This window comes from Aquirufa esocilacus (assembly GCF_042715595.1).
Taxonomy (GTDB): Bacteria; Bacteroidota; Bacteroidia; order Cytophagales; family Spirosomataceae; genus Aquirufa; species Aquirufa esocilacus.
The window spans coordinates 601515-625057 of the sequence record NZ_JBBKXX010000001.1 but is presented as its reverse complement, the minus strand read 5'-3'; the positions used below and the strand labels follow the sequence as shown (position 1 = coordinate 625057).

Annotated in this window: 25 protein-coding genes and 1 tRNA gene; 11 read left to right on the top strand and 15 right to left on the bottom strand. The window is 41.6% G+C overall.

All coding sequences use genetic code 11. The features are described from left to right. Window positions 1–11: 11 nt before the first annotated feature. The 4 genes from SKC37_RS02700 to SKC37_RS02685 are packed head-to-tail and all read right to left on the bottom strand — an operon-like array spanning window position 12 to window position 3299. Complete coding sequence (locus SKC37_RS02700) at window positions 12–1034, bottom strand: LacI family DNA-binding transcriptional regulator (RefSeq protein ID WP_377979986.1); 1023 nt, start codon at window positions 1032–1034, stop codon at window positions 12–14. Window positions 1035–1082: 48 nt separating this feature from the next. Beyond that, a complete protein-coding gene (folB, locus tag SKC37_RS02695) occupies window positions 1083–1439 on the bottom strand; it encodes a dihydroneopterin aldolase (protein ID WP_377979985.1) in 357 nt (118 codons plus the stop codon). Between the two features lies 1 nt (window position 1440). Continuing rightward, the gene (locus SKC37_RS02690) at window positions 1441–2370 is read right to left on the bottom strand and encodes a DivIVA domain-containing protein (RefSeq protein WP_377979984.1); all 930 of its coding nucleotides are present in this window, start codon (window positions 2368–2370) and stop codon (window positions 1441–1443) included. Between the two features lie 44 nt (window positions 2371–2414). Then, on the bottom strand, window positions 2415–3299 hold the full coding sequence (locus SKC37_RS02685; protein WP_377979983.1) for a WD40 repeat domain-containing protein: 885 nt from the start codon (window positions 3297–3299) through the stop codon (window positions 2415–2417). Window positions 3300–3357: 58 nt separating this feature from the next. Here SKC37_RS02685 and SKC37_RS02680 point away from each other — a divergent pair, with 58 nt between their 5' ends. After that, window positions 3358–3957, top strand: a complete 600-nt coding sequence (locus tag SKC37_RS02680; protein ID WP_377979982.1) for a 4'-phosphopantetheinyl transferase family protein — start codon at window positions 3358–3360, stop codon at window positions 3955–3957. Here SKC37_RS02680 and SKC37_RS02675 read toward each other — a convergent pair. Then, on the bottom strand, window positions 3949–4782 hold the full coding sequence (locus tag SKC37_RS02675; RefSeq protein WP_377979981.1) for a transglutaminase-like domain-containing protein: 834 nt from the start codon (window positions 4780–4782) through the stop codon (window positions 3949–3951). The genes SKC37_RS02680 and SKC37_RS02675 overlap by 9 nt on opposite strands. A gap of 80 nt (window positions 4783–4862) precedes the next feature. On the opposite strand from SKC37_RS02675, the gene galE reads away from it, so the two are divergent. Genes galE through rfbA form a run of 3 tightly spaced genes read left to right on the top strand, consistent with a single transcriptional unit; the run spans window position 4863 to window position 7795 of the window. After that, complete coding sequence (gene galE / locus SKC37_RS02670; protein ID WP_377979980.1) at window positions 4863–5876, top strand: UDP-glucose 4-epimerase GalE; 1014 nt, start codon at window positions 4863–4865, stop codon at window positions 5874–5876. Between the two features lies 1 nt (window position 5877). Continuing rightward, window positions 5878–6933, top strand: coding sequence for a dTDP-glucose 4,6-dehydratase (gene rfbB, locus SKC37_RS02665; RefSeq protein ID WP_130923821.1), 1056 nt, complete (start codon window positions 5878–5880; stop codon window positions 6931–6933). 1 nt (window position 6934) lies between these two features. Beyond that, window positions 6935–7795 (top strand): glucose-1-phosphate thymidylyltransferase RfbA, encoded by an 861-nt coding sequence (gene rfbA / locus SKC37_RS02660; RefSeq protein WP_377980500.1) that lies wholly within the window; start codon window positions 6935–6937, stop codon window positions 7793–7795. A gap of 8 nt (window positions 7796–7803) precedes the next feature. Here rfbA and SKC37_RS02655 read toward each other — a convergent pair whose 3' ends face one another. From SKC37_RS02655 to SKC37_RS02635, 5 genes are read right to left on the bottom strand one after another with little or no spacing between them, the layout of a single operon-like run. Continuing rightward, entirely contained in the window at window positions 7804–8973 is a 1170-nt protein-coding gene (locus SKC37_RS02655) for a chromate transporter (RefSeq protein WP_377979979.1), read from the bottom strand. Further along, on the bottom strand, window positions 8974–9942 hold the full coding sequence (locus SKC37_RS02650) for an isopenicillin N synthase family dioxygenase (RefSeq protein ID WP_377979978.1): 969 nt from the start codon (window positions 9940–9942) through the stop codon (window positions 8974–8976). It lies immediately after the preceding gene. Window position 9943: 1 nt separating this feature from the next. Next, on the bottom strand, window positions 9944–10618 hold the full coding sequence (locus SKC37_RS02645) for a superoxide dismutase (RefSeq protein ID WP_377979977.1): 675 nt from the start codon (window positions 10616–10618) through the stop codon (window positions 9944–9946). Between the two features lie 16 nt (window positions 10619–10634). Then, entirely contained in the window at window positions 10635–11240 is a 606-nt protein-coding gene (gene recR / locus SKC37_RS02640) for a recombination mediator RecR (protein WP_377979976.1), read from the bottom strand. Then, window positions 11240–11572, bottom strand: a complete 333-nt coding sequence (locus SKC37_RS02635) for an ATP-dependent Clp protease adaptor ClpS (RefSeq protein WP_223130470.1) — start codon at window positions 11570–11572, stop codon at window positions 11240–11242. The genes recR and SKC37_RS02635 overlap by 1 nt, the downstream gene beginning before the upstream one ends. A gap of 51 nt (window positions 11573–11623) precedes the next feature. On the opposite strand from SKC37_RS02635, the gene SKC37_RS02630 reads away from it, so the two are divergent. After that, window positions 11624–13081: a sodium:solute symporter gene (locus SKC37_RS02630; protein WP_377979975.1), complete on the top strand. Its 1458-nt coding sequence runs from the start codon at window positions 11624–11626 to the stop codon at window positions 13079–13081. On the opposite strand, the gene SKC37_RS02625 is transcribed toward SKC37_RS02630, so the two are convergent. Together SKC37_RS02625 and SKC37_RS02620 are read right to left on the bottom strand one after the other, a co-directional pair. Beyond that, entirely contained in the window at window positions 13058–14407 is a 1350-nt protein-coding gene (locus SKC37_RS02625; RefSeq protein WP_377979974.1) for an alginate export family protein, read from the bottom strand. The genes SKC37_RS02630 and SKC37_RS02625 overlap by 24 nt on opposite strands. An 83-nt stretch (window positions 14408–14490) precedes the next feature. Further along, a tRNA-Glu gene (locus SKC37_RS02620) sits at window positions 14491–14562 on the bottom strand. Window positions 14563–14690: 128 nt separating this feature from the next. Between SKC37_RS02620 and glgB the strand changes: the two genes are divergently transcribed. Beyond that, window positions 14691–16589 (top strand): 1,4-alpha-glucan branching protein GlgB, encoded by a 1899-nt coding sequence (glgB, locus tag SKC37_RS02615; protein WP_377979973.1) that lies wholly within the window; start codon window positions 14691–14693, stop codon window positions 16587–16589. A 203-nt stretch (window positions 16590–16792) separates the two neighbouring features. On the opposite strand, the gene SKC37_RS02610 is transcribed toward glgB, so the two are convergent. Both SKC37_RS02610 and pyrF read right to left on the bottom strand, forming a co-directional pair. Then, window positions 16793–17200: a DUF2721 domain-containing protein gene (locus SKC37_RS02610; protein WP_377979972.1), complete on the bottom strand. Its 408-nt coding sequence runs from the start codon at window positions 17198–17200 to the stop codon at window positions 16793–16795. A gap of 1 nt (window position 17201) precedes the next feature. Then, the gene (gene pyrF, locus SKC37_RS02605; RefSeq protein ID WP_377979971.1) at window positions 17202–18026 is read right to left on the bottom strand and encodes an orotidine-5'-phosphate decarboxylase; all 825 of its coding nucleotides are present in this window, start codon (window positions 18024–18026) and stop codon (window positions 17202–17204) included. 88 nt (window positions 18027–18114) lie between these two features. On the opposite strand from pyrF, the gene rfbC reads away from it, so the two are divergent. From rfbC to SKC37_RS02590, 3 genes are read left to right on the top strand one after another with little or no spacing between them, the layout of a single operon-like run. Then, entirely contained in the window at window positions 18115–18654 is a 540-nt protein-coding gene (rfbC, locus tag SKC37_RS02600; protein ID WP_377979970.1) for a dTDP-4-dehydrorhamnose 3,5-epimerase, read from the top strand. A gap of 25 nt (window positions 18655–18679) precedes the next feature. Further along, window positions 18680–19222: a bifunctional pyr operon transcriptional regulator/uracil phosphoribosyltransferase PyrR gene (gene pyrR, locus SKC37_RS02595; RefSeq protein ID WP_377979969.1), complete on the top strand. Its 543-nt coding sequence runs from the start codon at window positions 18680–18682 to the stop codon at window positions 19220–19222. 2 nt (window positions 19223–19224) lie between these two features. Continuing rightward, window positions 19225–20145, top strand: a complete 921-nt coding sequence (locus SKC37_RS02590; RefSeq protein ID WP_130896400.1) for an aspartate carbamoyltransferase catalytic subunit — start codon at window positions 19225–19227, stop codon at window positions 20143–20145. Here the strand turns inward: SKC37_RS02590 and SKC37_RS02585 are convergent. Next, window positions 20118–21116 (bottom strand): glycosyltransferase family 9 protein, encoded by a 999-nt coding sequence (locus SKC37_RS02585; protein ID WP_377979968.1) that lies wholly within the window; start codon window positions 21114–21116, stop codon window positions 20118–20120. The genes SKC37_RS02590 and SKC37_RS02585 overlap by 28 nt on opposite strands. 68 nt (window positions 21117–21184) lie before the next feature. Here SKC37_RS02585 and SKC37_RS02580 point away from each other — a divergent pair, with 68 nt between their 5' ends. Next, on the top strand, window positions 21185–22414 hold the full coding sequence (locus tag SKC37_RS02580; protein ID WP_377979967.1) for a M16 family metallopeptidase: 1230 nt from the start codon (window positions 21185–21187) through the stop codon (window positions 22412–22414). A gap of 4 nt (window positions 22415–22418) precedes the next feature. Beyond that, a complete protein-coding gene (gene hemW, locus SKC37_RS02575) occupies window positions 22419–23534 on the top strand; it encodes a radical SAM family heme chaperone HemW (RefSeq protein WP_377979966.1) in 1116 nt (371 codons plus the stop codon). The last annotated feature ends 9 nt before the right edge of the window (window positions 23535–23543 follow it).

Here is a 23543-nt window from a genome sequence, read left to right as displayed (position 1 = left end):
AAATGAGGGGATTATTTTTTGCGAACGGAAGATTCCCGTACAATCAATTTTGTCTTCAAAACTTCCACTCTAGGAACCGGATTATCGGTTTTATGTTCGATTTGCTCGAGCAATAATTCTACTGATAATCGACCAATTTCTTCCAAAGGCTGTGCAATCGATGAAATCGTAGGCGAAACCAGTGAACAGATGGGCTCGTTATTAAAACTCACCATTTTTACCTCATCTGGTACAGAAATATTCAATTCTCTAAGGGCAATTAAAACCCCAATGGCTAAACGATCTGACACCACTAAGATACCATCCGGACGATTCGTCTCTTTCATCAATTGATGTGTCTTAGCGATCGCTGAGTCCTGAAAGTAATCACTGTGTATGATTAGGGATGGATCTGATTCGATTCCAGCCTCTTGAAGAGCACGCGAATACCCCATTCGACGTTGGTTACTTACTGAAACGTTCTTGGGCCCTGCTAAAAAAGCAATGCGTTTACATCCGTTCTCAATTAGATGCTTAACGGCTTCATAAGCAGATTGCTCATTATCCACCATCACTTTAGATGCATCAATTTCGTCACTATCTCGGTCAAAAAAGACCAAAGGAATACCCCTGCGTTGTAATCGAGTCAAATGATCAAAATTCACCGTCTCACGTGATAAAGAGATGATAATCCCCTCCACTTGGGAACGAGATAAGTTTTGAATGTTTGTTAATTCGCGCTCAAAAGACTCTTGCGTTTGAGCAATCAAAAGTGAATATCCAGCGGCTATTGCTGCATCTTCCACTGCTTTAACGACTGTAGAAAAGAAATAATAACCTAGATCGGGGACAATTAGACCGAGTGTTTTGGTCTTGGATTTAACTAAACTTGTTGCGAGTACATTGGGCTGATAATCAAGCTCTTTGGCAAGATCCAAGACCAATTTCTTGGTATCTGGATGAATATCAGGCAAATCACGTAAAGCCCTGGATACGGTCGCAACGGAGACTCCCAGCTGCTTGGCAATATCTTTTATGGTAACTTGGTGACGCATTAGTATAGGTTAGCTTCGTCAAAAATACACAATATATCTTTACAAAATTCAATCGAGGCGATATACAACTGTACTTTTGCCTCCAGAGAGACCCATGGGCGGATTTTCCTTTGAAATTTGCACTAAAACGGTTACTTCTTCGCTCAAATCCGCTCTGATTTTTTGAGCAATCGTTTCAGCTACCGTTTCTAGTAAATCGACTGGCTTTGCCATCACCTGCTTGCAAATGGCATATATTTGAGAATAATCAATAGTATTCGCGATATCATCTGAAAAATTAGGCTGGGATTCCGATTCGACTAGCACATCCAGGGTATACCAATTCCCTAAAATTCGCTCCTCAGGATACAATCCGTGAAACGCAAATAGGCGTATATCGTCAATGGAAACTTGGTAATTCGCCATCCTAGTTGATCTCCCCTACTTTTCCTCGTGGTCCTGATGATTTTGCATAAGCCTCTAACACCTTGTTAAGTGTAGGCAAGCCATCATCTGAGACGGTTTCTAAGGTAATTTTAGGTTTCGGACCGCGTTTAGTGGCCGTTTTTACTGCCGGTTTAGGACCACGTTTAGCGGCTGTCTTCACTGTCTTAGTTGCTTTTACCGGTTTCTTGGAATTTTTAACGGACTTAGCTGCCGGTTTATCTGCTGATTCTACAGTAGCAACTTGTACTTTAGGCTTAGGCCCTCTTTTTGCCGGTACAGCTTTAGCAGCAGATTTATCTTTCGCTTTAGCAGCTATTTTTGCCTTGGGTTTAGGTTTATTTTTTACACCTGGTTTGCGACCTCTTTTTGATGCTGTAGGCGCTGCTACGGTATCAACTGAAGCAACAGGCTTCACTACATCTATGGAGCTCCATTGGGAAATAGACCCTAACGTTTGCTCTGATATAAGCTTTAATTGAGCCGCTATTTCTTTCTGTGCCTCTTGTAAATTACGCAATAGACGCTCTTGTTCTTTAACTTCTTGATGCGCTTGAGCTAAAGTCTGTTTTCGCTCATTCTCTGTCAATAAAGCTTGCTTTTGTGCCTCAGTTGCCGCTTTCTTTATAATTGAATCAGCTTCCTTAGTAGCCTTATCTAAGATAGCTTTGGCTTCTTTCTCCATTTTAGCCGCAAAATTTTGCTGACTTTCTTCTGCTAACTTTAAGGCTCTAAACAGACTTGATTCGATCTCTCTTAGTCGAGCTACTTCAGCTTCTAAATCAGCTGTTTTTTGATTCGATTTTGCTAGGGTATTTTGAGATTCGGTCTCCTGGTTCTGCACACTCTGAACATAGGCGTCTACTTCTGAGACATCGTAACCGCGAAAAGATTTTGAAAATGAAGCTTCCAATTGTTGATAGATTTAGGTATACAAATGCTAAAATAAGGATTTTTTTACTGAATTTTCCAAATAGAAAGATTTTTGTCGTCCGAGGCTGACACCAGCAAATCATCGAATAGACTCCAAATTAGTTTATTAACCGAGTTTTTATGCCCTCCATGGCGAGATGCATCCAGCACCTTTCGCAATTTTAGGTCATCGGCATCCCAAATTTTGATTGTCTTATCCATACTCGCCGTGGCTATCCATTTCCCATCAGGAGAAAATTGCAAATCATGAATGGCATAGATATGCCCTACCACTTCATTTTTAAGAGTATAATCCGCACTCCATTGCTTCAATCGAGCATCTTTTCCCACACTGAACAGTTCTCCTCGCCTACTTTGGAGAGAAAAAACAGTCGAATCATGTGCCTTAAACTCCCTCACTAACTGGTATTCAGAATCAAATACCCGAATAAATCCATCCGAATAACCTACAGCCACTTGACCATCTGTCAAAACACAAAAACAACGAACACTTTTCGAACTCGCTTTTAGGTGTTTTATAACGGATTTTGTTGCGATATCTACTACGGTAATAAATCCCTCATTATGCCCAATCCAAGCAGTAGAACCTACAAAAGCAATGGAAAAGATGGATAAACCTAGGGTAGGAATAGAGAAAACCTGCGTTTGATCGGAAACTTGAATACCTTGGATTCCTTGGTTATTATGCCCAATCCACAAAATACCGGCTGAATCTAAAGAAAGAGCATAAATAGAACCCTCTACCTGCGCAATAACCTTACCTAGATCCGGTTTCGCGAGATTCCACTGCACAATCCAACCATCCGATCCGGCGGAATAGAATAAGGATTCAGGCCCCAACTCTAGTGCATATACAGGTCCTCGGTGCCCTGAAAAGGTATCAATACGTTCGATTTGCAGCGTACTCAAATTATTTCCATCGATTTAGCTACAAAAATGATAATTTTACATCCAAATATTCTCCTTTATGCCCCAAATATTTTCAAAAATTAGCTCAGAGGATTTCCAAATCTTAGTTTGGAAAATCGAAGAACCGCTGGCTTTTTTTGAAACCTTTCCGGCTTCCTGGTCTATACCAGCGATCGAAAATCCGACTAAAAAATTGGAATCTATTGCGGCTCGGTATTGTTTACAGCAATTATCCACAGAATTTGACCCATTAATTTTGGTCCAAAACGACCGAAATAGACCCTTTTTCCAAGATGCTGATTGGCATATTAGCCTTACTCACTCCTACCCTTTTGTAGCGGCTGCCTGTTCTCGCCGAAACCGAATCGGAATTGATCTGGAAAAACCAGGCAGAAACATAGAGAAAATTGCCCCCCGTTTTCTAAATCCAGCAGAATTAGCAAAATGGAAAGACGCATCGAATTTGTTGACTTTGGCCTGGTCTGCCAAAGAATCCATTTACAAAGCCGTCGGAAAATCCGGATTATCCTTTCAAAAGGAAATTGAAATAGCAGATTTTGATCAAAATCCTAGTCAAGCTCAATTAGCAAGCGGAGAAAAAATCAACCTTTTTTGGGAAGAATACCCAGATTTCAGCCTAACAGTAGCTTTATTCTAGCAAGTCAATCAGTTCAGACAACTCCTCTTTGTAATCATTCTCCCCTGACTTTTCAAAAGCCATCAAAAGATTACGAATAACACGTCGAATAATCTCTAGGTTAGTGCAAGGGTTATAATATATGTCGTTAGGCGTCAAATTCAATTGAGCGATGTAGTTATCGATATCTATCTTATTAAAAATCAGTCCTTTATTAAATACATTAATGTAAAACTGCAAGCCATTTTGCTTGTACGTTAACACGAAAAGATTGGGCAAATTTACGCCATAGATAGGCAGTCCTAATTTTTGGGCAATCCACATATAGATGACACAGAGGCTGATGGGATTCCCTTTTTTGGACGATAAAACATTATTAATAAAGGAATTATTCGCTGCGTGAAAATTTTTCGAATTAGGTCCAAACTTCAATTGCTCAAATAACACCGTGTTTAATACTTTAACCTGATCCATCGGGTGCAATTCCTCGCGCATTTGCGGCCAAACTTCATAATAAAGCTGATCCATCTCTACCCTTAATTGCTCCAAACTGTAGTCAGGATACCGGTAAGTGGCTAAAATCCACATACCCTCCAAAAGATCCATTCCCCCTGATTCTTTCCACAGTTGCAAACGAGTCTTCACCGATTGCCATTGGAAATCATGAATTAAGTTTTCAATCTTAGTTTGAAGAATGGGATTTAAACTTTCGGTCTCCCATTCTGATTCTAAAACCGGAATAATGGAGGGTCCTAAGGTCCGGATTTGCTGTTCCACCATGCTTACGACTTCCTGATCAGAGTCGTCTAATAAATGAATCATGGCTTTAATGGCAGCTTCCGTCATATAGAACGTATATTTTTGACAAAATTAAAGACATTTGGCCTATTTTCCCGTAAATTTGTCTTTAATTCTACCGTTTACGCATGCAAATTTTAATTACAGGAGGAGCTGGATTCATCGGATCACATACGTATGTGGTTTTGAAAGAACACGGATACACCCCTATTATCGTAGATAACTTCTCAAATTCATCGAAAAAGGTCATTAAAAACCTAGAAATCATCACGAAAGAACCCGTTATTTATGAAGAGGGTGATGTTAATGACCCACAAACCTACGACCATCTCTTCTCGAAATACGACATCAAAGGAATTATCCACTTTGCCGCCTCTAAAGCAGTAGGTGAATCAGTAGAGAATCCCTTGAAATACTACCGAAATAACGTAGCGTCGACCGTACTTTTATTAGAAAAAATGGCTCAATACGGCCTTTCTAACCTTGTATTTTCGTCTTCTTGTACCGTTTATGGACAACCTGAGACGCTACCTGCTACAGAAGAATCGCCAGTGCAACCCGCAACTTCGCCTTATGGCAACTCAAAACAGATTTGTGAGGAGATTATTCGCGATACAGTGGCAGCGTCTTCCGCTTTAAAAGCCATTGCATTACGCTACTTTAACCCCATTGGGGCGCATGAATCGGCCTTAATTGGTGAATTACCCATCGGACCACCGGCGAATTTGATTCCGTTTTTAACACAATCGGTAGCAGGTTTACGTGGGCCATTACAGGTGTGGGGTACGGATTATCCTACCCCAGATGGTACAGCGATTCGTGATTACATTCACGTAGTGGATTTAGCGGGGGCGCATGTGAAAGCTTTGGCCCACTTAATTGAGGGTAAATCAACCGTGAATTACGATTTCTTTAACATAGGAACAGGCCAAGGGAGCTCGGTCATGGAAGTTATCACCGCTTTCGAAAAGGCGACTGGTAAGAAAGTTCCCTATGAAATTAGGGAACGCAGAGCAGGAGATATTACGTCGGTTTATGCCTCAACCGATAAATCGAATCAGGTTTTAGGTTGGAAAACACAATTTAGTTTAGAAAAAGCCTTGCAAGACGCCTGGAAATGGCAAGAAGCAATCAATCAATAAGATGAAAAAATTAGTTATCACCGGCGGTGCCGGATTTATTGGATCTCACGTGGTTCGTTTGTTTGTGAACAAATACCCGGATTACCAGATCTATAATTTGGATGCCTTAACTTATGCGGGCAACCTAGCGAACAATGAAGACGTGGCGTCTGCCCCTAATTACCACTTCATTAAGGCCGATATCACAGATGCAGAGCATATTGATGCACTTTTTGCAGAGCATCAATTTGATGGCGTATTACATTTAGCAGCTGAATCCCACGTAGATCGCTCGATTACCGATCCTTTAGCGTTTGTTCGTACGAATGTCATCGGTACGGTGAATTTATTACAAGCCGCGAAGAAACATTGGGCAGGCAAAATGGAGGGCAAGCGCTTTTACCACATCTCAACCGATGAAGTGTACGGTGAATTACACGATCCAAAAGAATTCTTTTTAGAAACAACATCATACGATCCGCGTTCGCCTTATTCTGCATCTAAAGCGAGTTCAGACCACTTCGTAAGAGCGTATCATGAGACCTATGGTCTACCTACGGTGATTACGAATTGTTCGAATAATTATGGGCCAAATCACTTCCCAGAGAAGTTAATCCCCTTGATGATTCACAACATTATTCATCACAAACCACTTCCTGTGTATGGAAAAGGCGAAAATGTACGTGATTGGCTATTTGTGATTGACCACGCACGTGCGATTGATACTGTTTTCCACGATGGGAAAATAGGTGAAACGTATAATATCGGTGGCTTTAATGAGTGGAAGAACATTGATTTAGTCCATTTATTATGTAAAATTATGGACGAGAAATTAGGTCGTCCAGCTGGTACATCCGTTCAATTAATCACCTATGTGACAGATCGTGCGGGTCACGATTTGCGCTATGCGATCGATGCGAACAAGATTATGAAAGAATTAGGCTGGGAGCCTAGTTTGCAATTCGCTGAGGGTTTAGAGAAAACCGTGAATTGGTATTTAGAGAATGAAAAATGGTTAAATGATGTCACTTCAGGTGATTATCAGAAATATTACGAAAAAAACTACGCAGGCAGATAAGATGAAAGGAATTATTTTAGCGGGTGGATCCGGAACGAGATTACACCCATTGACTTTAGCGGTTAGCAAGCAATTAATGCCGGTTTATGACAAGCCAATGATCTATTATCCCTTGTCTATCTTGATGTTATCGGGAATAAAAGAGATTTTGATCATCTCCACGCCACACGATTTGCCTCATTTTGAGAAGTTATTGGGCGATGGATCCCAAATCGGTTGTCGTTTCGAATATGCCGTTCAACCAGAACCGAATGGTCTGGCACAGGCGTTTGTCATCGGCGAGAAATTCATTGGAAAAGACAAGGTTGCCTTGGTTTTAGGCGATAACATCTTCTATGGTTCTGGCTTGAGTAAGTTATTACAAGCGAACAATGATCCTTCAGGTGGCGTAGTTTACGCTTATTCAGTGAACGATCCAGAGCGTTACGGCGTGGTGGAGTTCGATGCAGACAATAAAGTGATCTCGATCGAAGAGAAGCCGGCGCAACCTAAGTCGAATTATGCTGTTCCAGGTTTGTATTTCTACGATAATGATGTGGTGGAGATTGCCAAAAACATCGCCCCATCCCCGCGTGGAGAATACGAAATCACGGACGTGAACAAAGAATATTTGAAGCAAGGCCGTCTTTCTGTAGGTATTTTGAACCGGGGGACGGCTTGGTTAGATACGGGTACATTTGCTTCCTTAATGCAAGCTGGTCAATTCGTTCAAGTGATCGAAGAGCGCCAAGGCATGAAAGTAGGTTGTATCGAAGAGGTAGCCTATCGAATGGGTTACATCGACAAAGCACAATTGAAGAAAATCGCTGAGCCACTCGTTAAAAGCGGTTATGGACAGTACTTATTGAATTTAATAGCTTAAAAAACGGCTTAAATACCTATAATTCCCGCTATCAACGCTAATCCAAACAGCAAGATGGCGGGAATTTTTGTTTTCTCCGCTAGGACAAAAGCGGCCGCCACGATTCCGAGAGAAACAAATTGCGCATCCACCACTAGCGGTCTTGTAAAGGTAAAAACGGCCACTAAAGTCAATCCCACAGAAGCCGCCTGAATACCCGCTAGAGAGGCACGAATGAAGCGATATTGCTTCAATTGCCCCCAAATTCGAAACACAAAGAAGATCAAAAAAGTACCTGGTAAAAAGATGCCCAAGGCACCAATAGCGGATCCGGCTAATTCACCCAGAAATCCGTAATCTTTCATCAATAAAACCCCTAAATAGGATGTCAAAGCAAATACAGGACCTGGTAGCGTTTGCGAAAGAGCCATTCCAGTTAAAAAAGCCTCAGAACTAATCAAGTGTTTAAACTCCACAAATTCCGTATAAAGTACGGGCGCTAGAATGTGACCTCCTCCGAAAACAAGGGATCCGTTTCGATAGAAATTCTCAAAGATGCGAATGGGAAAATAATCCGTAAAGTGGCCTAAAACGGCCAATACGATTAAAAAACCCCAATACAAATGAAAATTAGCCCAGGGGATGACGAATTTGTGTTTGGTTTGTCGAGGAAAATCTTTGTAATTAAATGAGGATACTACACCCCCTAAGACTAATACCAAGGGAAAAATATAGGGACTATGAAATGCAATCCCTAAAAACAAGGTCACGAGTAGAATAATAACATACATGGGACCAGTAATGACCTTTTTGGCCATATACCATCCTGCCTGCAAAATCAATCCAATACCAACTGGAAGTACATAATGAAGAATCGAATGGTTGCGTAAAAAAGTCATTCCATACGCCGCTAAGGTCATAATCAAGACCGCTGGCGTAATCCAACAAAGTAATGTTAAATAAGCCAAAGAAGCCCCACCCCGCTTCAAACCGATCGCTGTGATCATCTGAGTAGAGGTAGGGCCTGGTAATACGGAACAAAGTGCTTGAATTTCAAACAGTTCTACTTCCGTCAAATAGTCTCTTTTCTTTACTAAGCGATCTAAAAAGAGGGCAAAATGCACTTGAGGTCCGCCAAAAGAGGTGCAGGCTAAAAGCAAGACATCCCACAGGAAATCCAGGTGTTTTAGCCGCCTCATTTATGCCTTTTTAAGTCCTAATTCAATCAATCGCTCATTTAAAAACGCCCCAGCCGTCATGTCCGTATAAATTTTAGGATATTCCGTCGAAACGCAAGATGGTAAACAAGTCAAATCCATTTCAGAACGCGGGTGCATAAAGAACGGAATCGAATAACGAGATGTCCCCATTTTTTCACGAGGTGGATTCACCACCCGGTGAATCGTTGATTTCAATTTATGATTCGTCAACCGATCTAACATATCACCCACATTCACCACTACCTGATCCGGTAAAGCCGTAATGGGAATCCATTTTCCATCCATACGTAATACTTCTAAGCCTTCCGCAGAAGCACCCATTAACAAAGTTATCAAGTTAATGTCGCCGTGTGCCGCCGCTCTCACAGCTCCTTCAGGCAGAGAATCTGGATCCAGAATTGGGAAATAATGAATCGCCCGTAAAATCGAATTACCGTTTTTAACCCGGGATTCAAAATAGTCTTCTGGCAATTCTAAATAGATCGCAATCGCCTGCAAAAGGGCTTTTCCTGCCTTCTCCAACGTTTGATAAGCTTCTACCGTGTTCTTCTCGAAATCAGGGTACTCCGCTGGAAAAACGTTTGCTGGATATTCTGACCACACGGAATCTCCGTCCTCCTTGTGGGGTTGCCCTACGTGGTAGAACTCCTTTAGATCAGGCACTTTGAAACCTTTAGCCGTTTCTTTTCGCTTTCCGATGTAACCTCTTTGGCCCGCAATTCCCTCAATTTCATAGGTTTGCTTGAGCGAATCTGGCGATTGAAAGAATTGCTCCACATCCGAATACAGCTTCTTCGTAAAGTCGTTCGCTAAACCGTGGCCTTTAATCGCCACAAAACCTATCGTATTGAAAGCAGCTCCTAAATCTTGTACAAATTTCGCCTTGCGACCAGCTTCCCCTGAAAGGAAATCCGCTAAATCCAGCGAAGGAATTTCATCTAATAACATCTTATTTACTAAAGTTTGTTGATACAAAGTCCCAGTTAACTAGGTGCCAAAACGCTGCGATATAGTCCGCGCGCTTGTTCATGTATTTTAAATAATAAGCGTGTTCCCACACGTCTAAAGCTAAAATTGGTTGTCCTTTCACTTCCGCCACATCCATCAACGGATTATCTTGATTAGGTGTCGAAGAAATCACCAATTTCCCGTCTTTCTTTATCAACCAAGCCCAACCTGATCCAAAACGGGAGGTAGCTGCTTTCGTGAATTCAGCCTTGAATGCATCAAATGAGCCAAAATCAGCCTCTATTTGCTTCGCTAAAGCGGCAGATGGTTTAGTACCTTTGGCAGGTCCTAACACATTCCAGAAAAAACTGTGATTCCAGTGTCCTCCCCCATTGTTACGTACAGCAACTGGCTGAGTTGAAACGGTGGCTAAAATCTCTTCAAGCGATTTAGTTGTTCCTGGCAAAACCTTGTTTAAATTATCTACATAGGCCTTGTGGTGACGATCGTGGTGGATTTCCATCGTTAAACGATCGATATGAGGCTCTAATGCATCGAAAGCATAAGGCAAAGCCGGTAAACTAAATGCATCCGCCAAAGGGGCAGTAAAAGAGGGCAAAACCACACTAGCACCCGCAAGGACTAGTGAATTTTTAAGAAATTCGGCACGTTTCATTGTTTTTCGGTTTATACTATTCATACATTACTCGACCTACTATACTTCGGCCTAGCGTAATCTCGTCGGTATATTCTAAATCGCCTCCGATGGGAATGCCACGCGCAATCGTGGATAATTTAACGGGAAACTCTTTCAACTTTTTGGTCAAATAAAAAGCGGTTGTATCCCCCTCCATCGTAGGACTCAAGCCTAAAATCACTTCACTCACTTTCCCAGATGCGACGCGCGTCACTAAGGTTTCGATGGTCAAATCACCTGGGGAAATACCGGATAAAGGGGAAATAATACCGCCCAAAACATGGTATAGACCCATAAACTGACCTGTATTTTCAATCGCTAATACATCGCGTAGATCTTCCACCACACAAATGATGCTTTCATCGCGTTTATGACTACTACAAATACCACACAAATCACCATCAGAAATCATATGGCATTGGGGGCAGTATTTCGTCTCCGTTCTGAGTTGAACTACTGCATGGGCAAGTTGCAAAGATTGTGCTTCTGGGCGCTTCAATAAGTGTAAAGCGAGGCGCAGGGCTGATTTTTTACCGATGCCGGGCAGTTTGGATATTTCTTCCACGGCTTGCTCTATCATCTTCGAGGGGTAATTATTCATTAGGCGCTGGCTTCTATTTCTGCGGAAATTCCTCTACGGCAAATCTCATTGCGCATAGCTACTAACTCCTCAAATCCACCGGTTTTTACGCCGCATTTGCCTCTGAAATGAATCTGCAAGGTACATTGCTCCGCTTGTTGTGGCGTATGTTCACACACCTCAATCAACGTTAAAATGACATATTCAAAGGAATTGACTTCATCATTGTAGACAATCAGCTGATGGGCCTCGATCACCTCTTCCTCTACGAGAGTCGACGTGTCTTCTTGCCATTTTTCCTGATTTTGAAAAGAAAAAGGTAGACGATAAATACTATCTACACAGAATTCCATATTTTTGATGAATTTGAAATCAAATTTAAAAAAAAATCCGTTCCAAACCTTATGTCTGTACAATTAGCTGGAGGAATTCTTGCCCTCTATTTTGGCCTGCTGTTAGCGATCTCTTATTTTACCTCTAGAGGCGCTGATACCCACGCATTTTTTACAGCTAATCGCGAGTCGCCTTGGTGGCTAGTGGCCTTTGGGATGATAGGAACGTCGATTTCTGGCTTAACTTTCATTTCAGTGCCGGGTGCGGTGGGAAAAACCTATTTCACCTACTATCAGGTTATTTTAGGTCACTCCTTTGGTTATTTGACTATTGCACTGGTTTTAATGCCCTTGTATTATCGATTGAATCTGATTTCCATTTACGGATATTTAGAAAAACGCTTTGGTTTTTGGTCCTACAAGACCGGTTCTGCTTTCTTTTTATTGTCTAGAACGATCGGTTCTGCCGCTCGTTTGTACCTCGCTGTTAATGTGTTGCAAATTGCCATCTTCGCCCCTATCGGCGTGCCATTTATCGTGACAGTTTTCGTTTCGATCTTCTTGATTTGGCTGTATACGCACCGCGGAGGGGTTAAAACGATCATTTGGACAGATACATTACAGACTTTGTTTTTATTGATTGCGCTCTTCATTACAATAGTTTTAGTGGGCCAAAAAATGGACATGAGCATCCCTGACATGATTCAGCAAGTGAGCGCGAGCAAGTATTCGCATTTGTTTGAATGGGATTGGAAGAATCCCCATTTCTTTGGAAAAGACTTTCTAGCAGGCGTGTTCATTGCCATCGTAATGACGGGTTTAGATCAAGATTTGATGCAAAAGAACCTGACCTGCAAATCGATCGGAGAAGCACAGAAAAACATGTTCTGGTTCTACTGGGTGCTTCTTTTTATCAACATCTTATTCCTTTCATTGGGAGCCTTATTGTACATTTATTCCGCCTCAAAAGGGATTGCAATTCCAACGAAAACGGATGAATTGTATCCAATGTTAGCCTTAGGTGGCGAATTTGGGACTTTAGCTGCTGTAACGTTCTTATTAGGCATTATTGCTGCCTCTTATGCCAGTTCTGATTCGGCATTAACGGCCTTAACTACTTCTTTCTGTATCGATTTCTTGAGCATTGAGAAATTCAAAGAAAACAAGCAAAAGAAGATGAAACATTTCGTACACATCGGATTTTCGGCTTTGTTTTTCGTCGTAATCGGTCTATTCCATATCTTCAACACTTCTGAATTAATTGCCGCGGTATTTAATTTAGCAGGATATACCTATGGCCCTTTGTTAGGCTTATTCTCGTTCGGTTTGTTTACGAAATATGCTATCCGTGATAAATGGGTGCCTATTATCTGTCTACTCTCTCCTGTTATTACATTCGTATTAGAATTACAAGCGCAGAGTTTATTTGGTGGATTTGGGTTCGCTAAATTGATCCTGAACGGAGCGATTTGCTTCGTAATGTTGTGGTTGATTCGGGACAAAAACCTAGAATCGGTACACGTTGCGTAAGGCGTAATAGTGGACGTTTTGGCCTGAACCACTTTCTTTTAGGTAATCGCCAGCATCACAATAGCCTAGTTCTACTTGAAAGCTAAAGTGTTTAGTAGGGAAAAACTGGGCGTCTAAGGCATAAATGTTACAGATATCTTTAGCGACGCTTCCTAAGTTTTTACCTAGAATAGGCCTTGCTGGGGTCATATTGGGGGTAAATATACCATCAGCCGTGCTCTCTCGTGATACGAAAGATGCTCTACCCGTTACTAACCACTTCTTGAAGTCCTGGTACCGAATGTAGGGGCTAAAATTCCACGTATTCGTAATATTTAAAGCGACGGTTTGGCCAAAAGGTGGTCTCGCAAACAAGGTATTAAATGTATTCAATTTAGTATCGGAAGCCGAATGATCACCTGGCACATAATTTCCTGAGAATCCGACATAAAACGCCTTTTTAAAGGCCACATTAAAGTCCCAAACACCCATAAAGGCTGAGATAGACAGGTCATTAAATTGACCCGTTTGGCCCGCTAATTCAATGTCGTAATTCCAATTTCCTGGACTAGAAAAGGACCTCAAACCAAACGTATGACGCTTTTCCAAGCCACGCTTGAATTGATACTCCCGTAAATCACTTTCGAAATAAAAATAATAGGGTTCAAACTGCATTCTTTTTTGAGCACGGTAATTCGCATATACTCCGCCCAGAATCTCCTCCGTAGGCTCATCATCAAATACCCCCGGTTTAATGCGAATCGGATGCGAAACAAATGCATCCCACTGAAGATTCTTTTGCTGGTATTTCAGATTGATTCCATAAAAAGGAGTTCTCGTATTAGGCCCTTCCCTCGTAGCCACAAATCGCTCCAAACCCAACGAGTATTCCTGCTTTCCAACGCGCAATTTTAATGGCTTAGCCAAGGGAATATCAACAAATAATTGATGCAGCGATAACACATTCTGATCCAATTGTCCTGTAATCGGATTGGGGTTAAAGAAACGAGCTGTACTGTTTAGTTGTGTAAATACACGAAAACCAGGAGGAAACTCGATATTTGCATGCAACATTGTTCGGTGCATTAATTGATATGGACTTTGGGTCACAAAATCCGCAGGGACCTCACCAAAATTAAATTGGGTATACGACTGGTATTGCTCTCTCCATTCGCCACCAATACTTAATCTAGTCTCTTTTCCCAGGCGAATTTCTTTCAAATAATCTGTCACTTCCTTTTTTAAACTATCATTTTTCAGGGCAGAAAAGTTATCATCAAATCGCAATCGAGCAATTTGCTGTGCTGAAATGGAGAAAGAAAGGAGGAGGAAAAAGAAAATTCTCAAGGGTAAAATCAATTCAAAGGACAAATGAACTCATTTAAAAACAAAAAAACCACACGTCCTGTGTGGTTTTTTGCCTACCGAAGTAGTCCGTACGGGAATCGAACCCGTGTTTCATCCGTGAAAGGGACGTGTCCTAACCCCTAGACGAACGGACCATTATTTATTTTGGTGGCACAAAGGTAGGCTTTTCCCTTTTATATTCAAAACTACCAGCTAAAAAAACACTAATTATTTTCTAATTTATTTTCGCTATTTTAGCCTAATCATTGAAGCAGAACCCCTTATGGCGAACGTACAACCCTATTCTAGACTAACAGATTTTGATATTGCCTTGTTCTTAAATGGCAAACATACAAGACTTTATGAGAAATTAGGGGCTTTTGAGATAGAGCACGAAGGGACCGTAGGAACCTTTTTTGCGGTTTGGGCTCCAAATGCAAAAAATGTGTTTGTAACGGGTAATTTTAATTATTGGGATCATTATTCTCATCCATTATTTCCTCGTTGGGACTCATCCGGCATCTGGGAGGGTTTTATTCCAGGGGTAAGAACCGGTGAAACCTACAAATATGGAATTGAAACGGCAGGTGGAGAATATTTGGAGAAACTAGACCCCATGGGCTTGTATTGCGAGGCTCCACCTAAGACGGCGAGTATCGTTTGGAATACGTACAAAGAGTGGAAAGATACCCAATGGCAGGAAGTCAGAGCTTCTAAAAATGCGTTAAATGCTCCTATGTCCATTTATGAGGTACATTTAGCCTCTTGGATGAAGACCTTAGAAAATGATTACCTGACTTATGACGATTTAGCGGTTAAGCTGGTGAATTACGTCCAAGAAATGGGCTTTACGCACGTGGAATTTATGCCCGTGATGGAGTATCCATATGATCCTTCATGGGGCTATCAAATAACGGGATACTTTGCTCCTACAGCACGTTTTGGAGATCCTCAAGGCTTTATGCGTCTAGTGGAAGCCTTTCATCAGGCGGAAATTGGCGTGATTTTAGACTGGGTTCCCTCCCATTTTCCGGGCGATGCGCACGGATTATACAACTTTGATGGCAGCAGTGCTTATGAGCATCCGGATCCGAAACGTGGTTATCACCCAGATTGGAAATCTTACATCTTCGACTACGGCAAGAACGAAGTCCGCTCTTTTTTGATGTCAAACGCCTTTTTCTGGTGCGATCGTTACCACGTGGATGGATTGCGTGTGGATGCAGTAGCATCGATGTTGTATTTAGATTATTCGAGAAATGATGGAGAATGGGAACCGAACCAGTTTGGTGGCAACCATAACCTCGAAGTTATTTCCTTTTTACAAGACTTGAACAGCCACATATATAGTGAATTCCCTCACATCCAAATGATTGCCGAGGAGTCTACAAGTTTCCCTGGTGTGACGAAGCCGGTTCATATGGGTGGATTAGGTTTTGGCCAAAAATGGATGATGGGATGGATGAATGACACCCTACGTTTCTTCCAAAAAGATCCGATTTACCGCCAGCATCACCTCAATGAGCTGACTTTCTCCCTTATATATGCATTCACAGAGAATTTCTGTTTACCACTTTCACACGACGAAGTGGTCTATGGAAAAGGCTCCCTTTTGAATAAAATGCCAGGTGATGATTGGCAAAAATTCGCGAATCTTCGTTTACTGTTAGCAGAGCAATTCACACATCCTGGCTCTCATTTATTGTTTATGGGTGGAGAATTTGGCCAAAGAGAAGAATGGAATCATACCCAAAGCCTCGATTGGCATCTGACAGAACAACCTGCCCACAGAGGAATTCAAGAAACGGTGAAAGCATTAAACCAACTATATCGCACTGAGCCGGCTTTCTTCAGCAAGCAATTTGAAAATGAAGGATTTGAATGGATCGAATCAAACGACCAAGGCAATTCTGTCATTTCGTATATCCGCAAAGGAGAAACAGCAAAGCAACAAGTGATTGTGATTTTGAATTTGACGCCGGCACCACGAGAGGCGTACCGGATAGGTGTACCGCTTCCTGGCGTTTGGAAGACTGTATTCAATTCGGATAAAGTCGAATTTGGGGGAAGTAATTACCCTGTTTCAGGAGCCACTATGACGGAAGAAATTAACTGGCAAGGGAAGGCATTCTCGATCGCAATCAACCTCCCTCCTCTTTCTGCGCTTATTTTAAAGGCCTAATCATCTGGAATGGCTAGAAACAATAAAGACTCAGAAAAATTCCGAGCCTTTATTCAATCCGCCTAAGTAGTATTTTTAATGACCTAAGTCATTCAAAATCTTCGTTTGTATGAAATGTAATTATTGTATACAAAAGTAGTAAATATTTTATAGGCGGAAAATATTTCGATAGTTATTTTTTACTATTCAGATAAAAAATAGCATTATTTCCTCTTATTTATAACATCTTCCATATCCGAAAGCTCCACTTCGAGTGCTTTGGTGGAAATCGTTATCTCCCAAGCACTTAAAGCCAAAGAAATACTCATTCCTAAAAGGCCGATTCCAAAAAACCAACGAGCAATGAGCTGTTGGTTCATAAACAACAGAAACATACACACCACGCTCAAAATCAAACTCACAATCGCAATAATCTGCATCCGCTGAATCAATTTCATCCGTAATCGCAGGTTATCAATTTGCATGCGAATCGCATCATCAGGATTCTGTTGAAACTTCTCATGTAAACCGCGAATTAACGAGGCCATCGACATAAAGCGATTTGTAAAAGCAATCATCAATAAGGAAACTGTTGAGAACAATAAGGCTGGGGTACCAATGCTTAATTCCATATTACTTATAGTATTGATCTAGTAACTGATTCATTTCTTCTTGTACTTTTTTCGCCTCTCTAGCGGCAGAAACCGAGGTATCATCGCCAGCATAAATAATTCCACGAGAGGAATTCACTAAAAGGCCCACGCGACTGTTCATCCCAAATTTGGCCACCTCTGAAAGACTTCCTCCTTGTGCTCCTACTCCAGGAACTAAGAAGAAATTATCAGGAGCAATTTCACGAACTTTGGCAATATAATCTGTCCTAGTGGCTCCTATCACAAACATTAATTGATCTGCAGTCCCCCATTCCATCGATTTACGCATGACATTCTCATAAAAAGGAATACCGTGTTCGTCTTTCATTTGTTGAAAATCATTGCTTCCTGAGTTAGAGGTCAAGGCTAACAGAATCACCCACTTATCTTCAAATTGCAAGAAAGGAGTCACCGAATCCTCTCCCATATAGGGCGCCACCGTTACGGAATCGAAATCAAAACCGGCACGAGCAGGCTCAAAAAAAGTTTGAGCATATTTCGTAGCCGTATTTCCAATGTCTCCCCGCTTCGCATCTGCGATAGAAAATACGTCTTTAGGCATATATTCCATCGTTTTCTGCAAACTTTCCCAACCAGCAGGCCCTAAAGCCTCGTAAAAAGCGATATTAGGTTTATAAGCGACTGCGTAAGGCAAGGTAGCATCAATGACAGCTTTATTAAAGGCAAAAATGGGATCTTTTTCAGTCTTAAACCGACTTGGAATTAATGAGATATCGGTATCCAAACCGACGCATAAAAAGGTTCTCTTTTGTTCAATCTGCTTAATTAATTCCGCTGAATTCATAAGATGGAGGGAAAATGGCCTTTGGAATAAGCCTAAATTGGATTAATTTTGCCACAAATCTATCCCTTTCCCTGCCAAAAACCAACAAATGGAATTCATTACACAGCGTTTATCCGGAGTTATCGAGTGCATACCGACTAAATTTCACGACGAACGTGGATTTTTCTACGAATCCTACAACCAGACGCGCTTTGCAGCCAATGGAATCCCAGAAGATTTTGTGCAAGACAACTATTCTTTTTCTACGAAAGGTGTATTGCGAGGCTTACACTTCCAACACAATCCGAACGGACAAGGGAAATTAGTTCGAGTGATGACCGGAAAAGCCCTGGACGTCGTAGTCGATTTACGTAAGGACTCCCCTACTTTCGGACAGCACGAAAAATTCGTTTTAGATGCAGATAAAGGCAATATGTTGTATGTACCCATCGGTTTCGCCCACGGATTTATCGCCCTAGAAGAGACGATTTTTGTGTATAAATGCACGAATTTTTGGAACAAAGAGGCTGAATCAGGGATACGCTGGAATGACCCGCAATTAGGGATTGAATGGGGCGTTGAAAACCCTATTGTATCGGATAAGGACCAAATTCTACCTGATTTTGACCCCAATTACCCGATTTTTTAAATAAAATTTTGATATCTTTGCATCAATGACTCGCAAGCTGATTTTATCAAGCCCATTACTCGAAATAACCATCTCTCGGTTGTGTCAAGAGCTCATTGAAAATCAAATCAAGGATGTTGAAACTGTTATTCTAGGCTTACAGCCGCGCGGAATTTTCTTTGCAGAACGTATCGCGAAAGAATTAAGCAAACACCTTGATAAAGCTCCTAGCGTAGGAAAAATAGACGCTACGTTCTTCCGTGACGATTACCGCCGGAGAGAAACCGTATCGCCTAATTCAACCGATGTACCCTTTTTGATCGAAAACAAGCGTGTAATCTTAGTAGATGACGTTTTAGCCACGGGCCGAATGGTACGGGCGGCGCTGGATGCGATGACTAGTTTTGGAAGACCGGCTAAAGTGGAATTATGTGTCTTAATCGACCGTATCTATAACCGTGATTTGCCGATTAACGCAGATTACGTGGGTAAAAGTGTGAATACCTTACCCACCGAAAAAGTACTCGTGGAATGGACGGAACAAGGCCATGAAGCGGACAGAATTTGGTTAATTCCTCAACCTGAATAACTATGTTAAAGTCGCCACACTTATTAGGAATCAAAGATCTGGATGAAGAATCCATTCAATTGATTGTTAAAACGGCCAGAGAATTTAAAGAGGTCTTGAACAGACCGATTAAAAAAGTTCCCTCTCTACGGGATGTGACGATTGCCAACATCTTTTTTGAAAACTCCACTCGTACTCGATTATCCTTTGAATTAGCAGAGAAAAGACTTTCTGCTGATACCATTAACTTCTCCGCTTCAGGCAGTTCAGTAAAAAAAGGAGAAACTCTATTGGATACAGTCAATAATATCTTGGCAATGAAAGTCGATATGATTGTGATGCGCCACGCCAGTCCAGGTGCACCACATTATCTAGCGAAACATATCAAAGCCAACATCGTCAATGCAGGTGATGGAACGCACGAGCATCCAACGCAAGCCTTATTAGATACCTTCTCACTACAAGAGAAATTGGGTGATTTAGCCGGCAAAAAGATCGCCATCATCGGAGATATTTTGCACTCACGCGTAGCCCTTTCCAATATTTACGCCTTGAAAAAACAAGGAGCTGAAGTTCGTCTTTGCGGACCTAGCACCTTGATTCCGAAGCACATACAAAGCCTAGGCGTAGAAGTTTCACACGATGTAAAGAGTACCTTAGCCTGGTGCGATGCCGCAAACGTGTTACGTATCCAATTAGAGAGACAACAAATCAAATACTTCCCAAGTCTTCGGGAGTACTCGCAGTTCTTCGGGATCAACCGGGCGATGCTGGAGGAATTACCTAAAGAAATCGTTTTAATGCACCCTGGACCGATTAATCGTGGGGTGGAATTAAGCTCTGATGCAGCAGATTCGCCGCATTCAATCATCTTAGATCAGGTAGAAAATGGCGTGGCCGTGAGAATGGCTGTCCTTTATTTACTTGCTTCGAGAGCTTCGTAAGCCAATAACATTTTTTGAGAAGAGATGTGATTTCCGCAGGCATAATGGCCTAGTGGGCAATTTTTCTTGCCGTGATCTCCACAAGGACGACAATTCAATTTTTCTGATACCTCAACGATTTGACTGTGATCAGCTAATGGTCCAAAACCAAAATCCGGAATCGTAGAACAGAACAAAGCAACCGTAGGTACATTTACGGCAGAGGACAAATGCATCGGACCTGAATCGTTTACGAAATTACCTTTACTTTGGGCAAAAATAGACGTAGAAGCTAACAAGGCGTGTTTACCTGTTTCATTGTAAATAGGCCAACCTTGACAGGCTTGCTCAATCTCATCAGACAAATGCTTCTCGTTAGAAGAACCCATTAATACAACCGCCTGATCACGAGGCAATAAATGAATGAAATCGATCCACTTCTGAATGGGTAAACGCTTCGTCTCCCAAACGCTACCAGGAGAAATACAGATATAATTCGACACTGGAGGCGTAACTTTAACTGGATTCAAAAAAGGTTTAAAGACTTTATCCCCTAACCAATCGCTCAATAAAGCCGTATTCCGTTCTACCTCGTGGATCCCATTCCCAAAAGGGTGTGGATAAGACTTCGTAAAAAACCAGGATAGTGGATTCTTTGCAAACCCAAAAACCTGCTTGGCACCAATCATCAGACTCAACAAACCCATTCCGAAGAATCGCTGTACCACAAAAACTTTATCAAAGGATTCTTGCTTCAAATTAGTGCGTAAATCAAGCCAAGAAGCTCGTTTATTGGACTTATCATAGGTCCAAACGCGCTCCAAACAAGGATGTGTGTAAGCCTGAAAAATAGACTCATTCCCTTTCCTTACTAACAAATGAATGGCCGTTTCAGGGGATTCTATCCGGATTTTCTCCAATAATGACGTTACTAAAACCGCATCCCCGAGGAAAGCGGTCTGAATAATTAACACCTTGGATACAGTTTTCATAGAAGAAAAGGACGCGATTAGCCATAAAATTACTTATTTTTGAGACATTTTTCACCAAAACCCCATTTATGAATTCCATTCACCTGCATACCCTCTCAAACGGAATCACGGTGGTGCACAGACAAGTGCTTCACACAGAGATCTCGCATTTAGGGATTATGTTAGACATCGGAAGTCGAGATGAATTAGCGGGAGAAGAGGGTTTAGCGCACTTTTGGGAGCACATGGCCTTCAAAGGGACGAAGAAAAAGAACAATATGCAGATCATTAACCGCCTCGAAGTTTATGGCGGGGAATTGAATGCCTACACCACCAAAGAAAAAATCTGTTTTCATGCCTCCATATTAAGTCCCTATTTCGAACGGGCTTTAGAACTATTAACTGACATTACGTTTGAATCCGTATTTCCAGAAAAGGAATTGGAAAAAGAGCGTTCTGTCATTTTAGAGGAGATGTCAATGTATTATGATGCTCCGGAAGAAGCCATTCAGGATGATTTTGATGAATTATTATTCCCCAATCACCCCTTAGGCGTCAATATTTTAGGAACGACAGAAACAGTTCAGGCTTTCCAAAAAAAGGACCTAGAAACCTTTATCGAACGCAATTTAGATACCTCTCGCATTGTCTTTTCCTCGATTGGTAAACTTGATCCTAGGAAAGTTTTTGCTTGGGCAGAAAAGCATTTGGGATCTATACAGGCAAAAAAGCAAATCGTGAAACGAGTGGCTCCATCGCCGATGATTCCACAAACAAAAGTCATTAAAAGAGGCATTACGCAATCTCACGTGGCATTAGGTCGTCAATCTTTTGCCATTGAAAATCCAAATAGACTAGCCTTTTTCCTATTAGTCAATCTACTAGGAGGACCTGGAATGAATTCGTTGTTAAACGTTTCAGTAAGGGAAAGACATGGCCTAGTTTATTCCATTGAGGCAAGTTTGACTTCGTTTTTAGACTCGGGTTATTGGGCCATTTATTTTGGGACTGAACCTAATCAGGTGAATAAATCCTTAAAATTGATTCATAAGGAGTTCGCAAAATTGCAAGAAAAGGAATTGACTACACCTCAATTGACTAAGATAAAAAGCCAATTAAAAGGGCAATTAGCCATGGCTGAAGAGGGAAATCTCAACTTCATGTTAATGATGGCTAAAAACCTCCTTGATCGGGAGAAAATTGAGAGTTTAGAGGAGATTTTCGAACAAATTGACCTGATCGATAGCGCACACATTCAATCCCTGGCGACAGAAATGTTAAATCCAGCCACTTTGAGTTGTTTGATTTTCGAACCTTAATTCCGTGCACCTATATCTCCATATCCCCTTTTGTAGACAAGCCTGTCATTATTGCGATTTTCATTTTTCGACGAATACGAGTCGAAAAGAGGAAATGGTCAACGCAATTTGTCGAGAAATAGCAGCGCAGAAAGACTATTTAAAAGGCGCTGAATTAAAAACCATCTATTTTGGAGGTGGTACACCGTCCCTCTTAAATGTTGCGGAGTTTGAATTGATTTTCGATACCATTCGCAGTTATCACGCCATTGCAAACGATGCTGAGATTACCTTGGAAGCAAATCCAGAAGATTTAACACCAATATATTGCGAGATGATTGCTTCCAAAGGAATCAATCGCCTGAGCATCGGTATTCAATCCTTTCAGGAGAAAAACCTAGTCCTGATGAACCGTAATCACCAGGCATCTGATTCAACTAGAGCGATTCAAAATGCGCAAAAAGCCGGAATTGCGAACATCAGCATTGATTTAATCTACGGAATTCCCGACAACTCAGAAGCGGATTTAACCCAAGATTTAGAAAAAGCCACATCCCTAGGAGTACAACATATTTCAGCTTACAGCTTAACGGTGGAGCCTAAAACGGTTTTTGGCGTTCAAAAAAAGAAAGGGACTTTTCAGGAAATTCCGGATTCTACCATGGCATCTGCCTTTATGCAGGTCCGCGAATATGTAGAATCTAAAGGTTACGAGGGTTACGAAACCTCGAATTTTGCCAAAAATAGCCATTATTCTATCCATAATACGAGTTATTGGCTGCAGGAACCTTACTTAGGCATAGGACCATCTGCTCATAGTTTCAATGGCCATTCTAGGCAATGGAACGTGGCGAATAACGCCAAATACATCACCTCAGGTCTTGCATTAGCGGAAAAGGAGGAACTTAGTCTAGCTGATCAATACAATGAATACCTGATGGTTCGCCTACGTACTAAATGGGGTATTCAGCTCGTTTATGTTCGTGAAACTTTAGCACAATTGGGGCTCGATTATCCAGAAAAAGAATTCCAGGACTGGGTAAACAAAGGATATGCGCAAGTAACCGGCGAAAACCTGATACTCGTGGGAACCGGAAAATTACTAGCGGATCGTTTAAGCAGTGATATTTTTGTGGTCTGAGGCCTTTTT

Bases quoted from the DNA above. Each gene is read 5' to 3' on its own strand.
- SKC37_RS02680 (WP_377979982.1), top strand. From the start codon at position 3,358: ATGCCCCAAATATTTTCAAAAATTAGCTCAGAGGATTTCCAAATCTTA.
- SKC37_RS02630 (WP_377979975.1), top strand. From the start codon at position 11,624: ATGTCTGTACAATTAGCTGGAGGAATTCTTGCCCTCTATTTTGGCCTG.
- SKC37_RS02655 (WP_377979979.1), bottom strand. From the start codon at position 8,973: ATGAGGCGGCTAAAACACCTGGATTTCCTGTGGGATGTCTTGCTTTTA.
- pyrF (WP_377979971.1), bottom strand. From the start codon at position 18,026: ATGAATTCAGCGGAATTAATTAAGCAGATTGAACAAAAGAGAACCTTT.
- pyrR (WP_377979969.1), top strand. From the start codon at position 18,680: ATGACTCGCAAGCTGATTTTATCAAGCCCATTACTCGAAATAACCATC.
- SKC37_RS02580 (WP_377979967.1), top strand. From the start codon at position 21,185: ATGAATTCCATTCACCTGCATACCCTCTCAAACGGAATCACGGTGGTG.
- rfbC (WP_377979970.1), top strand. From the start codon at position 18,115: ATGGAATTCATTACACAGCGTTTATCCGGAGTTATCGAGTGCATACCG.
- rfbA (WP_377980500.1), top strand. From the start codon at position 6,935: ATGAAAGGAATTATTTTAGCGGGTGGATCCGGAACGAGATTACACCCA.
- SKC37_RS02645 (WP_377979977.1), bottom strand. From the start codon at position 10,618: ATGAAACGTGCCGAATTTCTTAAAAATTCACTAGTCCTTGCGGGTGCT.
- glgB (WP_377979973.1), top strand. From the start codon at position 14,691: ATGGCGAACGTACAACCCTATTCTAGACTAACAGATTTTGATATTGCC.
- galE (WP_377979980.1), top strand. From the start codon at position 4,863: ATGCAAATTTTAATTACAGGAGGAGCTGGATTCATCGGATCACATACG.
- SKC37_RS02700 (WP_377979986.1), bottom strand. From the start codon at position 1,034: ATGCGTCACCAAGTTACCATAAAAGATATTGCCAAGCAGCTGGGAGTC.
- SKC37_RS02675 (WP_377979981.1), bottom strand. From the start codon at position 4,782: ATGACGGAAGCTGCCATTAAAGCCATGATTCATTTATTAGACGACTCT.
- SKC37_RS02590 (WP_130896400.1), top strand. From the start codon at position 19,225: ATGTTAAAGTCGCCACACTTATTAGGAATCAAAGATCTGGATGAAGAA.
- SKC37_RS02635 (WP_223130470.1), bottom strand. From the start codon at position 11,572: ATGGAATTCTGTGTAGATAGTATTTATCGTCTACCTTTTTCTTTTCAA.
- folB (WP_377979985.1), bottom strand. From the start codon at position 1,439: ATGGCGAATTACCAAGTTTCCATTGACGATATACGCCTATTTGCGTTT.
- recR (WP_377979976.1), bottom strand. From the start codon at position 11,240: ATGAATAATTACCCCTCGAAGATGATAGAGCAAGCCGTGGAAGAAATA.
- SKC37_RS02650 (WP_377979978.1), bottom strand. From the start codon at position 9,942: ATGTTATTAGATGAAATTCCTTCGCTGGATTTAGCGGATTTCCTTTCA.
- SKC37_RS02610 (WP_377979972.1), bottom strand. From the start codon at position 17,200: ATGGAATTAAGCATTGGTACCCCAGCCTTATTGTTCTCAACAGTTTCC.
- rfbB (WP_130923821.1), top strand. From the start codon at position 5,878: ATGAAAAAATTAGTTATCACCGGCGGTGCCGGATTTATTGGATCTCAC.
- SKC37_RS02585 (WP_377979968.1), bottom strand. From the start codon at position 21,116: ATGAAAACTGTATCCAAGGTGTTAATTATTCAGACCGCTTTCCTCGGG.